This window comes from Flavobacterium sp. (genome assembly GCF_035760125.1).
Classification (GTDB): domain Bacteria; phylum Bacteroidota; class Bacteroidia; order Flavobacteriales; family Flavobacteriaceae; genus Flavobacterium.
The window spans coordinates 1-15,529 of record NZ_DASTTN010000437.1 but is presented as its reverse complement, the minus strand read 5'-3'; the positions used below and the strand labels follow the sequence as shown (position 1 = coordinate 15,529).

Here is a 15,529-nt window from a genome sequence, read left to right as displayed (position 1 = left end):
TTAAACTGCTAAAAAGAGCATTACCGGGGCCTTATACATTTATTTTGCCTGGTAATAATAATTTGCCTAAAGAGTTTAAAAAGAAAACAACTGTTGGTATCCGTGTTCCTGATAATTCAATCGTGTTAGAAATAGTTCGTCAACTTGGAAATCCAATTGTTTCAACATCCATTCGAGATGAAGATGAAGTAATCGAATACACAACCGATCCAGAGCTTATTTTTGAAAAATGGCAAAATTTAGTTGACTTAGTTATCGATGGAGGTTATGGGGATAATATTGGGTCAACTATTATCGATTTATCAGGAGATGAACCTATTGTAGTTAGAGAAGGTAAGGGAAGCTTGGATATTATTTAAAATATATTCAATTGTCATAAATAATAAATTGGTCAAACAAAAAACAGGATTTCGGTTCTGTTTTTTTTATATAGCTATTTTACGGTGGGAATATGTATAAAAAAAACGCCTCGAATTTCGAGGCGTTTTAAAAACTTTAAGATGATTTATTTTTGAACCGGCGCTGCTGCAGCTGTTGGTTTTTTCATTTCTTTTTCAACCATATCATAAAACTGATCTATTTTTGGCATTACATAGATACGAGTTCTTCTGTTTTTAGATTTGTTTTCTGGAGAATCATTAGGCACCAAAGGTACATAAGAACTTCTACCAGCAGCAATTAACTGTTCTGGTTTTACACCTAAATCATTAGATAAAATACGGATAATAGCTGTAGAACGTTTAACACTTAAATCCCAGTTGTCAATTAAACAAGAATTTCCTTTTAGCACATCAGTATCAGTATGACCTTCAACCATACATTCAAAATCTGGTTTGTCGTTAACAACTTTGGCAACTTTAGACAAAACTCCTTTTGCTTTATCACTTACTTCATAACTACCGCTTTTGAATAACATTTTATCAGAAATAGATATAAAAACTACACCTTTATCAACATTAATTTCGATATCTGTATCATTCATTCCAACAACTGATTTCAAACTTGTAACAACTGCAAGAGTAACACTGTCTTTTTTAGTCAAAGCATCTTGCATTCTGCTTATTTTTAAATCTTTCTCTTTGATTGATTCTAAAGCTTTCTCGATATTTTCGGCTCCCTTAGTAGATAAAACCGTCATGTCTTTCGAAGTACTTATCAAGTGTTGATTAGTTTCTCTCAATCCATCTACGGTTGCTTTAAGCCCCGCTTTTTCTTCTAAGCAAGAATTTAGTTTTACTGTACAAGTATTCAACAAATCTTGTGTTTCTTTATTCTTAGCTTCCAAAGCTGCGTATTCTTTTTTAGACACACATGATGTCAAAAGAGCTAAAGCTGATAGAGTGATCATTAATTTTTTCATAGAATGCAAATTTTAATTAAACGTGAATTACAAAGTTAGTTTTTAAATGTTAATTTTAAATGTAAATTATTGTTAAATAAGATCAGCAAAAACTGTGCCATTTTTAACATAATAACCATAAACGATGCTTTTCGTTTTAAAGTATATTTCAATCTGTTTTTTTTCTCTTTTTCTATAATTTCTTAAAAATAGCCCATAAAAAGAAAAATGTGCTCGTATAATAGCCCAACAATGAGCGAATTGACCCTCCAATATGAATTTTACCCCAGCAATCCCGTCCAACAATATTCTAACTATAAGTACTTGAAAAAGAGTGTTTTGTGGTAAATTTTTGGTTAACATCAATAGTGAATTTCTAAAATTTAGAAATGTTTTTTTCGGATTTGCTTGTTGCAAAGTTGCTCCGCCAACATGATAAACTATTGACTCTGAGCAATACTTTATTTTATATCCTTTATTGATGGTTCTCCAACACAAATCAATTTCCTCCTGATGAGCAAAGAAATCTTCGTCAAAACCTTTCAATTCCTTATAAACAAAAGATCGAATAAAAAAGCAAGCGCCAGAAGCCCAAAATATTTCAGTTGCATCATTGTATTGTCCGTTATCTTTTTCCAAAGTATCAAAAATACGCCCACGACAAAAAGGGTAGCCAAACTGATCTATAAATCCACCACCAGCTCCCGCATACTCAAAATGATCTTTCTTTTTAAAATCTAATATTTTGGGTTGGATAATTGCCGTTTCGGGTTCAGCCTCAAAAGTTTCCAAAATAGGTTTCAACCAATTTTCAGTCACTTCAATATCTGAATTTACCAGAGCATAAATTTCGGCATCTATATGCTGTAAAGCATCATTATATCCGCCAGCAAAACCTTGATTGGTTTCGTTCTGTACAATTTTGATAGTCGGATAATTATTTTTTACAAATGCAATTGATTCATCTGTTGAGGCATTATCGGCAACATACACGTTTGCTTCGGGAGAATATTGAATTACTGACGGTAAAAACTGTTCTAAAAGTTTTACTCCGTTCCAATTCAGAATTACTACAGCTATTTTCATTTAGATTTTTAGATTGTTGGTATTTTGGATTATTAGATTACTGGACGCTAATATTGCTATAATTGGGTAAATTTTCGAGGAAAGTATATTTTTCATTTTCAAAATCCATTAGACAAAAATAATGATTTAGGCCATTGGTAACCATCAAAAATTCAGCTTCCAAAGTCATATTGTATCGCGCAATTTGATCAAAAGTAGCTTGTGCGATTTTAACTTCGGGTGCTTTACATTCGATTAGTATAAAAATAGTGCCATTGGGATTGAAAACCACCACATCATAACGCTTGCGCAAACCATTGACCATTAAAACTTTCTCGACATTGATCAGGGATTTTGGATATTTTTTTTCTTCCAATAAAAACTGCACCACATGTTGGCGCACCCATTCTTCTGGTGTAAGAATGATGAATTTTTTCCTGATTGCATCAAAAATTGATACTTTATTTTCGCTATTTTTGAAACGAAAACTATAGGAAGGAAAATTGAGTTTTTGCATTAAGCAAAAGTATTAAATAAGTTTTAAGGTTTTGAAATCTAAAATCTAAAATTTGAAATCTAAAATTATAAATGGACGAAGTTGTAAAGATTGTAAATGATATTAAAGGAGGAAACATCAAGCCAATTTATTTTTTGATGGGGGAGGAACCTTATTATATTGACAAATTATCAGAATATATAGAAGCAAATGTTTTATCCGAAGAGGAAAAAGGTTTCAATCAGACCGTTTTGTATGGCAGAGATGTTAGTATAGAAGATATTGTTTCCACAGCAAAACGTTATCCTATGATGGCCGATCGTCAAGTGGTTATTGTAAAAGAAGCTCAGGAATTATCTAGAACGATTGACAAAATAGAAAGTTATGTTGAGAATCCTATGACTTCGACTGTTTTAGTATTTTGTTATAAATACAAAACTTTGGACAAACGAAAAAAAGTCACCAAACTTTTAGCCAAAAACGGAATTGTTTACGAAAGCAAAAAATTATATGAAAATCAAGTAGGGGACTGGATTAAACGTGTCTTAGCAGGGAAAAAATATACTATTGAACCCAAAGCTTCTGCTATGTTAGTAGAGTTTTTAGGAACTGATTTGAGTAAAATAAATAATGAGCTCGAAAAATTGCAAATCATATTGCCTGCCGGAAGTACCATTTCGGCCAAAGACATAGAAGAGAACATCGGATTCAGTAAAGATTATAATGTATTCGAATTGCGAAAAGCCATTGGTGAGCGCAACCAACTCAAAGCCTACAAAATTGCCGAGAATTTTTCCCAAAACCCAAAAGACAATCCACTAGTAATGACAACTGGTTTGGTCTTTGGTTTTTTCATACAATTATTGAAATACCACGGATTGAAGGATAAAAATCCTAAAAATGTAGCTTCGGTATTGGGGGTCAATCCTTTTTTTCTAAAAGATTATGATGTAGCAGTCAAAAATTACCCGATGAAAAAAGTGAGTCAGATTGTTGCTTCATTACGTGATACCGATGTAAAAAGCAAAGGAGTTGGAGCCAATGGTTTATCACAGGCTGATTTGTTAAGAGAAATGCTTTATAAAATATTTAATTAAACAATTACACTATGTTTATTTCTACTAAAAAAATCGATTTCATAATTGGTTTACTTCTCACAGTTCAATTAGCTATGCCACAAAATTCAAAAATAAACACCATTCAATATGCCTCTTATGATACTTATCCCGTTTATTTGAAAGGTGATTTAGGAGTTTCATATACCGCAAATAAAACAACAGTTAAACTTTGGAGTCCCAATGTTGAAGAAGCAAAAATCAATCTTTACAAACAAGGGAACGTAGGTGGTGCCATAACTACTAAAAGTTTAGATTACGACTCGAAAACCGGAGTCTCGCAAATTATTTTAGATGGTAATTATCATAACACCTATTATACTTTACAAGTAAAAAACAAAGGAAATTGGTCTAAAGAAATGCCAGATCCTTACGCAAAGGGTGTTGGCGTAAACGGAAATCGTGGTTTAATCTTCGACCCAAAACAAACGAATCCTTCGAACTGGAAAAATGACAAACAACCTCCTTTAAAATCTGTTTCGGATATTATACTATATGAAGCTCACGTACGGGATTTTTCAATTGACCCATCATCAGGAATAAAAAACAAAGGAAAGTTTCTTGGACTCACAGAAAAAAACACCAAAAATACGTTTGGAGAAGCTACCGGATTGGATCATTTAAAGGAATTGGGAATTACCCATTTACATCTACTTCCGGTGTTTGATTACAAATCCATAGACGAAACTTCATTGGATAAAAACCAATACAATTGGGGATATGATCCTCAGAATTACAACTCTTTAGAAGGATCTTATTCGACTAACCCTTTTGACGGACTAGTTCGCATTCAAGAATACAAACAAATGGTTCTAGCTTTGCATGAAGCCAAAATTCGCCTAGTAATGGATGTAGTTTACAACCACACTAGCTCTACCGATATTTTTGACCAATTGGTTCCAGGTTATTACTATAGAAGTTGGCCTGATGGAAAACGCTCGGACGCAACAGCCTGCGGAAATGAATTTGCCTCCGACCGAATCATGGCCAGACAATTTATGCTGGAATCACTTAAATATTGGGTAAAAGAATATCATATCGATGGATTTCGATTTGACTTAATGGCCGTGCACGATATTGAAACGATGAATGCTATTTCGGCAGAATTAAAGAAAATTGATCCTACAATTTTTCTTTACGGAGAAGGATGGACAGCAGGCGACTCACCTTTACCTATAGAAAAGAGAGCGTTAAAAAACAATGCCAAAAAGTTAAATAATATTTCTGTTTTCTCAGATGACATAAGAGATGGCGTAAAAGGACACTGGTCTAATGTTACCGAAAAAGGTTTTGCAAGCGGTAATCCAAATTACAAAGAAGTAATTCAATTTGGAATTGTAGCTTCAACGAATCATCCCCAAATAAAGTATGATTCAAAAAGAGGTTATGCACAATTTCCATATGCAGACAGCCCCACAAAAGTTATTGGTTATGTTTCCTGTCATGATAACAACACTTTGTACGACAAACTTAAAATAGCCAATCCAAAAGCAACTGAAAAGGAATTGGTGCAAATGGACAAACTAGCCAATACCATCATTTTGACTTCGCAAAGTATTCCTTTTCTACACATGGGAGTAGAAATGAAGCGAACCAAAATGGGAGTGGAGAACTCATATAAGTCGCCAGACAGCATCAATAAAATAGATTGGAACTGGAAACACGAGAATAAAGAATTGGTTCAATACTACGAAAACCTGATTGCGTTAAGAAACAATCATCCCGCATTCAAAATGACATCTGAAAAGATGATTCAGGAGCATTTGGAATTTTTAACATTAGATTCCCCTTTATTAGTTGGATATACTTTAAAAAACAATGCTAATGGAGACAAATGGAAGAACATCAGAGTCTATTTTAATGGAGACGAAAAAGAAATAAAACAAGCCATTGAAGGAACCTGGAAAATGATTTGCAACGGTGAAATTATTAACCAAAATGGTATTGAAACCATTAAAAATCAATCCATAGCTATCCCAAGCAGAAGTGCAATAATTTTGTATCAGGAATAACTATTTTAATTAAAAAATGTTCTAAAAAATACCGATATTTGCACCTCTCTAAAACAAATACCACAATTATGGGAATGAATAAAAATACTATTTTAGGATGGGCTACTCTTATAATGATACTTATGGGGTTATTGCTCATAGGATTAGGCGCCTTTAAATATAGAGATGTTTCAGGTTGGGGGTTTGCCGCAGTTGGAATTGGATTTTTTTCCATTGCCTGGGTATTCAGTTCTTTAAAAGGGCGATTGTAATTTACATTTAGAAACCAATAATTAATCACATAATAAATTAAAACATTTAAATATGTCAGACGATAAGAAAGTAATTTTCTCAATGCAAAAATTGAGTAAAACCTACCAAGGAGCAGACAAACCAGTACTTAAGAACATTTATTTAAGTTTCTTTTACGGAGCCAAAATTGGTATTCTAGGTCTAAATGGTTCTGGTAAATCATCTCTTTTAAAGATTATTGCAGGAGTTGATAAGAACTATCAAGGAGATGTTGTTTTTCAACCAGGTTATACTGTTGGATATTTAGAGCAAGAACCAATTCTTGATGATTCTAAAACCGTTATCGAAATTGTTCGTGAAGGTGCTGCTGAAACAATGGCAGTTTTGGAAGAATACAATCAAATCAATGATTTATTTGGTCTTCCAGAAAACTATGAAGATCCTGATAAAATGGACAAATTAATGGATCGTCAAGCTGCTTTGCAGGACAAAATCGATGCATTAGGAGCTTGGGAAATAGATACGAAGTTAGAAATCGCAATGGATGCTTTGCGTACACCAGAGGGAGATACACCTATCAAAAATCTTTCAGGTGGTGAGCGTCGTCGTGTGGCTTTATGTCGTTTGTTATTACAACAACCAGATGTATTGCTTTTGGATGAGCCAACGAATCACTTGGATGCAGAATCTGTACTTTGGTTAGAACAACATTTAGCACAATATTCAGGAACTGTAATTGCCGTAACGCACGATAGATATTTCTTAGATAATGTAGCAGGTTGGATTTTGGAATTGGATAGAGGAGAAGGTATTCCATGGAAAGGAAACTACTCTTCTTGGTTAGACCAAAAATCAAACCGTATGGCTCAAGAAGAAAAAGTAGCCTCTAAACGTAGAAAAACTTTGGAAAGAGAGTTGGACTGGGTTCGTCAAGGCGCGAAAGGTCGTCAAACCAAACAAAAAGCACGTTTACAGAACTACGATAAATTATTAAATGAAGATCAAAAACAGTTGGACGAAAACTTGGAAATCTATATTCCAAATGGTCCACGTTTGGGAACCAATGTTATCGAAGCCAAAAATGTAGCCAAAGCTTTTGGTGACAAATTATTATATGACAACTTGAACTTTACTTTGCCACAAGCGGGGATTGTTGGAATTATCGGACCAAACGGCGCTGGTAAATCAACCATTTTCAAAATGATAATGGGTGAACAAAAAACTGATAGTGGTGAATTTTCAGTTGGTGATACAGTAAAAATCGCTTATGTAGATCAAGCACACTCTAATATTGATCCAAATAAATCCATTTGGGAAAATTTTGCCGATGGTCAGGAATTGATCATGATGGGTGGAAAGCAAGTAAATTCAAGAGCTTATTTATCGCGTTTCAACTTTGGAGGTGGCGAACAAAATAAAAAAGTATCAATGCTTTCGGGTGGAGAACGTAACCGTTTACACTTGGCAATGACTTTGAAAGAAGAAGGAAACGTATTGCTACTTGATGAGCCAACGAATGATTTGGATGTAAACACACTTCGAGCACTTGAGGAAGGTTTAGAGAATTTCGCTGGTTGTGCCGTAGTGATTTCGCACGACAGATGGTTCTTGGACAGAATTTGTACACACATTCTAGCTTTTGAAGGTGATTCTGAAGTATATTACTTCGAAGGTGGATTCTCTGATTACGAAGAAAACAAAAAGAAACGTTTAGGCGGTGATTTAACCCCAAAACGATTGAAATACAGAAAGTTAATTAGATAATAATTAATTTCTTCTCTAAAATACAAAAGAGGATGTCCACAGAAAGGCATCCTCTTTTTTTTAGACAAAAAAAACTAATCATTTCATTTTATGAGAATTCGTCATCTTCATCACAGTTTCAATTTAAACCAATAATTACCAATCCGAAAACAACTACCATTATAAACGTATCGCTTTCACTATGAATAAAGAGACAAACTTCTTATAAAAATTAAATATTAAGATGTGTCAAATTTATGACATCAATACGTGTTAAGAGATGATATTTATCATAAAACCAGAATTATTCTAAAAATTTTATTTTCAATTCAGGAGTTGGAATCATGCAACTTTCTTTTTTACCATACCAATCGTATCTATTCTTGGCAATGTAGTCGTATAGATAGTTTCTTATTCTAGTCGGAATAACTTTAAAAGCAGTTCCAAACGAAAATATTCCGTTCAAACTTCTAGCAATTTGCAAAGCAGCATCTGACTTGTAATAGTAGGCGATTCCCGGTTCATACAAAACAATGCTGTCAATATTTTTGGCATCAATTCCAATATAGGCAAGGATTTCTTGCCCCAATTCTGATTGTAGTGCCACAAATCGGAAAGTATCTTTTTTATCGTGTTTAATCACGAATTGCACGGCTGAATTGCAGAGATTACAAACGCCATCAAAGAGAATTATTTTTTTGTTGGGAGGGAGGTTTTGCATTTATTTGTTCTTCAGAAATCTACACCTTTTTATTTATAATTTTCACTATTTCTGTTATTCTTGCTAAATGATGGTCATCATGTTCTGCTACAAATAAAAAAATATCCATTGTTCGCATTGGAATTTTTAGTCTTGGGTGAAGCGAGGATTTGAAAACTGTTTCTTCATCAATACTTTCGAGCAATGAAACCGTATGTTCTCTTATCTCTCTAAAACTACTGAGAAGATTTTCAATAGGTGTATCATTATGGTTCGCTAAATCTGTTTTTGTATTCAGCAAGTCTGCAATTCGCAATTCTAACTGATTGTTTATTACATCTTCAAGTCTTCCTGTCCATAAAGGCTCAAGATCAATTAAATGACCAACATTCTCTTTGATTGACCATGTATTATTAATTCTGTCTTCCAAAATTGTAGACGGTATTGATTTGAGTTTTTCCTCAAGTCTTATAGGTGTGCCAGAAAGACGTTCAATAATTGATGGAAAAATATTTTGCTCAGTTTCAAAATTAAATTTTCTGTCAAACCATTTTATTTGTTCCATAATTTATTTGTTTTTAAATACTTCCTAGAATAAATACTACTAACTAAAAACTACTTCTTACCTGCTTCCACAAATTCCAAATCATCCAAACTTACTTTTGAAGTAAACAAGCCGTAATTGACTACTGCTTTGTTTTTCTCAATCTTATCAATGCTTCCCACTGATTTTCCATCCAGCATTCGAACTCTGTCACCAACTTTTAGAATAGGTTTTGGCTTCTCAATTACAGGCTTCAATTTCTTTTCTTTCTTTTCCTTTCGGATTTCTTCCACAACAACTGTAACTTCCTCAATAATTTCCTTTTTCTTCTGAATTATTGCTTTAGCCTCTTTCGGAGTGGCTTTTTTGCGTTTGGAATTTTCAATTTCAATGATTTTCAAAAACTCTCCAATCAGGTCTTTTTTGTTTTTATTATTGAAATATTTCTCGGCAATATCTTCTATTTTTTGACCAATGTAAATTGTCTTTTGATTACTATCATACAATTCCTGATAGCTTTCCAGTTTTTGCTTGATTTTGACATTGATGTTTTCCATCTTTTTACTCTCTTCTCGCGCTCTAGTTTCTTCTTCCTTGAGATTTGTAGAAGTTTTTTCCAATTTCGAGCGTTCCTTTTGCAAATTGGCTATCGTTTTGTCAAAACGAACTTTTCCTATCTCAATTTTCTTTTTGGCACGATTGATTAAACTAAAAGGGATTCCATTTTTCAAAGCCACTTCAAAAGTAAAAGAGCTCCCCGCTTGTCCCAAGACCAATTTATACATCGGTTCTAATGATTTTTCGTCAAATAGCATATTGGCATTGGTTGCATAAGGCAATTCATTAGCCAGAATTTTTAAGTTCGAATAATGCGTGGTGATTAATCCGAATGCTTCACGATGATAAAACTCTTCCAAGAAGATTTCTGCCAAAGCTCCTCCCAATTCCGGATCGGAACCCGTACCGAATTCATCAATCAAGAACATAGTTTTCTTGTTACACTTCTTCAAAAAGTAGTTCATGTTCTTCAAACGGTAACTATAAGTACTTAGGTGATTTTCAATAGATTGATTATCACCAATATCTGTAAGTATTCTATCAAAAAGAAACGTTTCACTGCGTTCATGAACAGGAATCAACATACCCGACTGCAACATCAGTTGCAACAAACCAACAGTTTTCATCGAGATAGTTTTACCACCCGCATTGGGTCCGGAAATAACAATTATTCTGTTTTCCTGACTTAGTTCTATTGTTTGCGGATGCGTAACCTCCTTTTTTTGCTTGTTGTTCAAATACAAAATAGGATGATAGGCATCTCTGAAATATAGACGGCGTTCCTCGGTAATCGTTGGCAATATTCCGCTGATTCTATTGGCGTATTTTGCCTTTGCAGCAATCACATCAATATCACTCAGGAAATCCTGATATTGAATCAGCAGAGGCAAAAACGGACGAATCGCATTTGATAGCTGCTTTAGAATTCTTGTAATTTCCTCTTTTTCTTCATATTCCAAGTTACTTAGTTCGCGAGAATACTTAAGAGTATTTTCGGGTTCAATGTAAGCAATACTTCCTGTTTTAGAACTTCCCAAAATAGAACCTTTCACTTTTCGTCTGTACATGGCTAATACAGCCAAAACACGACGGTTTTGCACAAAACTCTCTTTGATATCATCCAAATACCCTAAGCTGTTGTATTGCGTCAAAGCCGAACCAAAACTTTGATTGACTTTTCCTCGGACTAAATTCATTTCACGACGAATTTCCAATAATCGGGGAGAGGCATTGTCTTTTATCTCTCCGTATTTATCTACCACAGCATCTACAAGCGTAATAATCTCTTTGGTTAATTGAATCCCGGAACCTTTGGCACAAAGATTCGGGTAATAATCATTGAATTTATTTAAAAACGTCAAAAGAACATTCGTCGTTTCTGATATTGTGGCAATTTTTCTAAAACCACCTACTTCAAGAAAACTATCTTCGATGGCGAGAAATTTTATTTCATATGTAATGGCATCAAAACCGTGATTTGGTATAGCATTATTATTCTGAAAAGAGGAAACATACTCTGAAGTTTGCAACAATGCAGCCATCAAAGACTCTTTGTCTCTAAAAGGAGTTATTTCCAAGGCTTTTTGTTTTCCTATGTCGGTATTACAAATTTCGGAAATCGTTTCGAGAACCGTTGGAAATTGTAAATCTTGTAACGTTTTTTCGGTAATGGAGATCATTTAATAATTTGATTTTACGTTACAAAAATAAGGTTATTTAAGAAAGAAACATAGCCTTATTTTGCAGAGATTATAAGAGATAAAATCAAGAAGATTGGATTTTATTTTTAGCTTTTGTTTCAGTCCTTTTGCGAATCTCTTTCAAATCTTCATGTATCTTTGCAAAATAACTTTTGAATATGAACATCAGCTTAATTCCTTCCTGGCAAACCATTTTATCAGACGAAATAAAGAAACCTTATTTCCTTGAATTGTTGAATACTGTTGACCAAGAATATCAAAATTCGGTTTGTTTTCCTCCAAAGGAGTTGATTTTTTCGGCTTTCAATAATTGTTCTTTTGAAAATATAAAAGTGGTCATTATCGGTCAAGATCCCTATCATGGAGATGGTGAGGCGAATGGTTTGTCCTTTTCGGTGAATGATTCGGTTAGAATCCCTCCTTCATTGCGTAATATTTTTAGGGAAATCAATACTGATTTGGATTCTATTTTCATGCCGACATCAGGGAATCTTGAATCTTGGGCAAAACAAGGTGTTTTATTGCTCAACGCATCGTTAACCGTTAAAAAAGACAATCCAAACAGCCACAAACACCTCAACTGGAATCTTTTTACTGATGCAGTTATCCAAAAAATATCGGAAGAAAAAGAAAATGTGGTTTTTATGTTATGGGGAAGTTTTGCACAAAAAAAAGGGGCTAAAATTAATCGGGAAAAACATTTGGTTTTAGAATCAGGTCATCCTTCACCCATGAGTGCCAATCAAGGAAAATGGTTCGGAAATAAACACTTTAGCCAAGCTAATTTGTATTTGGAACAGAATAATTTGGGAAAAATTGATTGGCTGTAATTTCAATTAAACACAAAACATCTTGATCAAACTAAACATCTTGATCTCAAGTGAGGGATAAAAGCTAGCTACCGAAGTAGCGCGGATAGCCCGACCCCGTTGAGGAAAGGGGCTTTATAAGCGGTGCTATAAGTAAGCCCCTTTTCTCAACGGGGGCACTCCCAAGTGATTATTATTTTCACTCCAATGTCAAGGCTCCCAAAATTTCTTCGGATAAAAAGGGACCTCCTGGGTATTTTGCAGTATAATCGAGATTTAGCCAGACTTGATTGTGCTCATCAATATGGTAATTGAGCTGCTTATGATGACTTTCCTCTGGGAATAATATATTTTTTATCAGGAAGTTTACTTTCTCAAGATCACTTCTGTTTCCAATTAAAATTTCGGGATAAATATGGCCTTTGGTGTGAATCAGCCTAGGGGTACCACCAATGGAACGTATACTCGCAGCCATCAAAATGGAATGATCGTCACAGTCACCCGAAAAATAAAGCAAGGATTCATGGGCAGTGGCGATATAATCTCCATTTTTTGGATCGTTTACATAGTTCCAACGACTATTGATTTCTTTGAACACGGCAAAACACTGGATTAAATTTCTGTAATCAGAATAACCTCGAATGTGTTTAAAATGCCTAGTGGTAGCCATGATTGCAAAGTTTCTTACCTTTGGATTCTCGTATTCGATTGCCCTTAAAATCTCATCTTTATTAGGGAATGGCAGTAATTTAGCGATAATAATATCCTGCGGAAACGGATTATTATTCATTGAATACAGCATCGAATTGTAATCGTCGAAAACAGAATTGAAATTAAAACTCCCAAATAAACTTCCATAAATAAGCATCAATAAATAAAGCGCTAAACAAATTATACTTATGGTCCGCAATGCATATAAAAAGCCATAAATTACAGCAAAAACGAAAATAAAAAGTAGTATTCTATCTAGACCAAAATACCATAACGGATCAATTAAATTTTGGTGAAGTACTATAAATAAAGGAATTGTAATAAGAATACTTAAAAGAAAGATAACAAAACTATCCCAAGGTTTTTTCAACTGAAACTTGGACTTTACTAAATGAAAATTCGTTTTGTTAAGTTGTATCATAATACCCAAAAGTAGGGACTTGGATTGCTTTTTGTAAAAGTACTTTTTTTTCTTTTAAGTTACTAAGTTTCTAACATACTAAGTTTTTTCAAAGTTGCTAAGTTGCTAAGAGTCTTAGAAGCTTAACAACTTAGTGTCTCAGAAACTTTTTTAAACATTAATATCCTTAAAATCATTCAAAATAGCATAGCGAATCATATTTGTAAATGCTTCATTGTCCAATTTTGGAATTTCAAGAATTGAATTCAGCAAAGCGGTATCGTATTCATTGGGATTGGTAATAAAATAAGGTTTTAAATGCTTTCCAATGCTTTCGTAATACAGCTTTTCGATAGTGTTTTTGTATTTGAAATCGAGTGGATTTTTGATTAAAGTAAAATTAGTATAACCCACTTCTTTCATAATCAACTGCAAGCCTTTTACGATATTGAAGCTTTTGTCGTTTACAATATTCAACTGTTCGATGTCGTCACGTTCGAAAGTGTTTACAATAACTCTGGCCACGTAATCGACCGGTATAATGTTCAGACCTGTTTCTTCATTGATGATGAAACGAACGTTTTCCTGTTCTCCTTTTCGCTGTGAAGTAAAGTGGAAGAACTTCGCCAAAAGATAAAAAACCATGTATTTTGGAATGAAATATGGACTTTCATTTCCTAGCATTTTACCTCCAATAACGCTTGGTCTCAAAATTTGGAAAGGCAATCCTAATCTTTTACATTCTTTTGCAATGTAATTCTCCGAATGAAATTTGGCATCCTCATAAGCATTACGATGCTCTGGTGTAAAATCCAGATTGTGGAAATCATTATCAATCAATCCTCCACGAATTCCTGAAGAAAATGCAGTTCCTATGTAAATGAATTTCTTGATAAAAGGATGGAAAGTCTTGAAAAGTGATTTGGTTATTTTGGCATTTTCGTCAAAAATTTTCTCTTTTAGATTCTCGTCCGTAGACAGATTTACGTAACCTGCAGAGTGGATAAAGTATGCTCCTTTTATTTTTTGGGAAAAAGTATCTTGAAGATTCGCCAAATCAGAATCTATAATTTCAATATATTCATGCAGTTTTTCCAAACCACTTTTTCGTAAAATTTGAGGGGTATAATCACTGGTCAAAAGTTCATTAACACGGTCTATAGCGTTAACTTTCCCTTTGTTTCTGGCAATAACAAAAAGTTTTCCGCTATTATTTTGTTTTATAAAAAGTTCCAGAATATCATACATAATATGCGATCCCAAAACTCCCGTAGCTCCAGTAAGTATTATTTTCATTGGTGTATTTTTCAAGATGCAAAGATAGTTTTAAAAAAAAGAATGGAGAAGTTTAAAAAGAATACTTGAAAACAGACGCTCATTATAAATGTTACAATGATAAAAAAGCAATGCATTGTTCCCGAATAGTCCACAATTGGTCGAAAGTAATTGTAGTATTTGAGTTGAACAACCATTTTTTTATAAAGTTTTGATGATATTCAATTTTGAATTCACCTACTTGATAAGGTTCTATTTCTATTTCTTCTAATATATCCTTTTCGATTTTAGTGAAATCTGATTTAGGTGTAGTACAATCTACACGTACCTCATCGATTTTTAAATAACAATGGGCTTCTGGTATGAAATCAATGTTGTTATCGGAGAGTATCTTGCCAATTTTGGTGTTACTTTCGTTCATCTTATAAATTCCAATAATAAGTTTGATGTTTGGAATCTTATTTTGGTTAGCCACTTCCTTTAAAAATGCATGTTTAGAGCTACAGGTTCCTTTGTTCTCTCTTAAGACCAAAGACAAATCTTCACGATTAGCGTTTCGTCCGTAAGGTATGTTTTTAACGTAAAGCAATAACTCTTCCCAAGAGAAAATTCCTGAATTGTTCAATTGTTGGGTGAGAATATCTGAAGAAGAAAGCGAAATAGAATTCATTTAGCCTTAATTCAAAATCTGATTAATATGGTATTCTAAATGCTCAACATAATCAGTCATTAAAAATTTTAAATCAATAACTGATTTATCACTCAAGATAATTTGATAATTGAGTGTTTTTTCATCAACATTTTTAAAAATTCTAATTATTTGCTTATTTA

The 15,529-nt window shown here is 33.6% G+C and carries 15 protein-coding genes; 6 read left to right on the top strand and 9 right to left on the bottom strand.

The window, feature by feature from the left end; all coding sequences use genetic code 11:
* Positions 1–359, top strand: a 359-nt coding sequence (locus VFS71_RS15505; protein ID WP_326402381.1) for an L-threonylcarbamoyladenylate synthase, incomplete at its 5' end; no start/stop codon positions are given.
* Between the two features lie 146 nt (positions 360–505).
* Here VFS71_RS15505 and VFS71_RS15500 read toward each other — a convergent pair.
* The 3 genes from VFS71_RS15500 to VFS71_RS15490 form a co-directional block, all read right to left on the bottom strand.
* Positions 506–1,360 carry an OmpA/MotB family protein gene (locus VFS71_RS15500; RefSeq protein ID WP_326402379.1) on the bottom strand — a complete coding sequence of 285 codons (855 nt, stop codon included), beginning with the start codon at positions 1,358–1,360 and terminating at the stop codon, positions 506–508.
* Between the two features lie 72 nt (positions 1,361–1,432).
* Positions 1,433–2,425: a glycosyltransferase family 2 protein gene (locus VFS71_RS15495; RefSeq protein ID WP_326402378.1), complete on the bottom strand. Its 993-nt coding sequence runs from the start codon at positions 2,423–2,425 to the stop codon at positions 1,433–1,435.
* A 37-nt stretch (positions 2,426–2,462) separates the two neighbouring features.
* Complete coding sequence (locus VFS71_RS15490; RefSeq protein WP_326402377.1) at positions 2,463–2,921, bottom strand: type I restriction enzyme HsdR N-terminal domain-containing protein; 459 nt, start codon at positions 2,919–2,921, stop codon at positions 2,463–2,465.
* Between the two features lie 71 nt (positions 2,922–2,992).
* Here VFS71_RS15490 and holA point away from each other — a divergent pair, with 71 nt between their 5' ends.
* From holA to ettA, 4 genes are all read left to right on the top strand, one after another.
* Positions 2,993–3,997, top strand: a complete 1,005-nt coding sequence (gene holA, locus VFS71_RS15485) for a DNA polymerase III subunit delta (RefSeq protein ID WP_326402375.1) — start codon at positions 2,993–2,995, stop codon at positions 3,995–3,997.
* Between the two features lie 11 nt (positions 3,998–4,008).
* On the top strand, positions 4,009–6,027 hold the full coding sequence (pulA, locus tag VFS71_RS15480; protein ID WP_326402373.1) for a type I pullulanase: 2,019 nt from the start codon (positions 4,009–4,011) through the stop codon (positions 6,025–6,027).
* 68 nt (positions 6,028–6,095) lie between these two features.
* Positions 6,096–6,278 carry a CAL67264 family membrane protein gene (locus tag VFS71_RS15475; RefSeq protein WP_326402371.1) on the top strand — a complete coding sequence of 61 codons (183 nt, stop codon included), beginning with the start codon at positions 6,096–6,098 and terminating at the stop codon, positions 6,276–6,278.
* 52 nt (positions 6,279–6,330) lie between these two features.
* Positions 6,331–8,022: an energy-dependent translational throttle protein EttA gene (gene ettA, locus VFS71_RS15470; protein ID WP_326402369.1), complete on the top strand. Its 1,692-nt coding sequence runs from the start codon at positions 6,331–6,333 to the stop codon at positions 8,020–8,022.
* 283 nt (positions 8,023–8,305) lie between these two features.
* Here ettA and VFS71_RS15465 read toward each other — a convergent pair whose 3' ends face one another.
* The 3 genes from VFS71_RS15465 to VFS71_RS15455 are packed head-to-tail and all read right to left on the bottom strand — an operon-like array spanning position 8,306 to position 11,482.
* Complete coding sequence (locus VFS71_RS15465; RefSeq protein WP_326402367.1) at positions 8,306–8,722, bottom strand: thiol-disulfide oxidoreductase DCC family protein; 417 nt, start codon at positions 8,720–8,722, stop codon at positions 8,306–8,308.
* A gap of 19 nt (positions 8,723–8,741) precedes the next feature.
* Positions 8,742–9,266, bottom strand: a complete 525-nt coding sequence (locus VFS71_RS15460) for a DinB family protein (RefSeq protein ID WP_326402365.1) — start codon at positions 9,264–9,266, stop codon at positions 8,742–8,744.
* 50 nt (positions 9,267–9,316) lie between these two features.
* On the bottom strand, positions 9,317–11,482 hold the full coding sequence (locus tag VFS71_RS15455; RefSeq protein ID WP_326402363.1) for an endonuclease MutS2: 2,166 nt from the start codon (positions 11,480–11,482) through the stop codon (positions 9,317–9,319).
* A gap of 179 nt (positions 11,483–11,661) precedes the next feature.
* On the opposite strand from VFS71_RS15455, the gene ung reads away from it, so the two are divergent.
* Positions 11,662–12,333, top strand: a complete 672-nt coding sequence (ung, locus tag VFS71_RS15450) for a uracil-DNA glycosylase (RefSeq protein ID WP_326402361.1) — start codon at positions 11,662–11,664, stop codon at positions 12,331–12,333.
* A 178-nt stretch (positions 12,334–12,511) separates the two neighbouring features.
* On the opposite strand, the gene VFS71_RS15445 is transcribed toward ung, so the two are convergent.
* The 3 genes from VFS71_RS15445 to VFS71_RS15435 form a co-directional block, all read right to left on the bottom strand.
* Positions 12,512–13,444: a transglutaminase gene (locus VFS71_RS15445; RefSeq protein ID WP_326402359.1), complete on the bottom strand. Its 933-nt coding sequence runs from the start codon at positions 13,442–13,444 to the stop codon at positions 12,512–12,514.
* Positions 13,445–13,594: 150 nt separating this feature from the next.
* Positions 13,595–14,719, bottom strand: a complete 1,125-nt coding sequence (locus VFS71_RS15440) for an SDR family oxidoreductase (RefSeq protein WP_326402358.1) — start codon at positions 14,717–14,719, stop codon at positions 13,595–13,597.
* A 91-nt stretch (positions 14,720–14,810) separates the two neighbouring features.
* Positions 14,811–15,368, bottom strand: a complete 558-nt coding sequence (locus VFS71_RS15435) for a hypothetical protein (protein ID WP_326402357.1) — start codon at positions 15,366–15,368, stop codon at positions 14,811–14,813.
* Between the last annotated feature and the right edge of the window lie 161 nt (positions 15,369–15,529).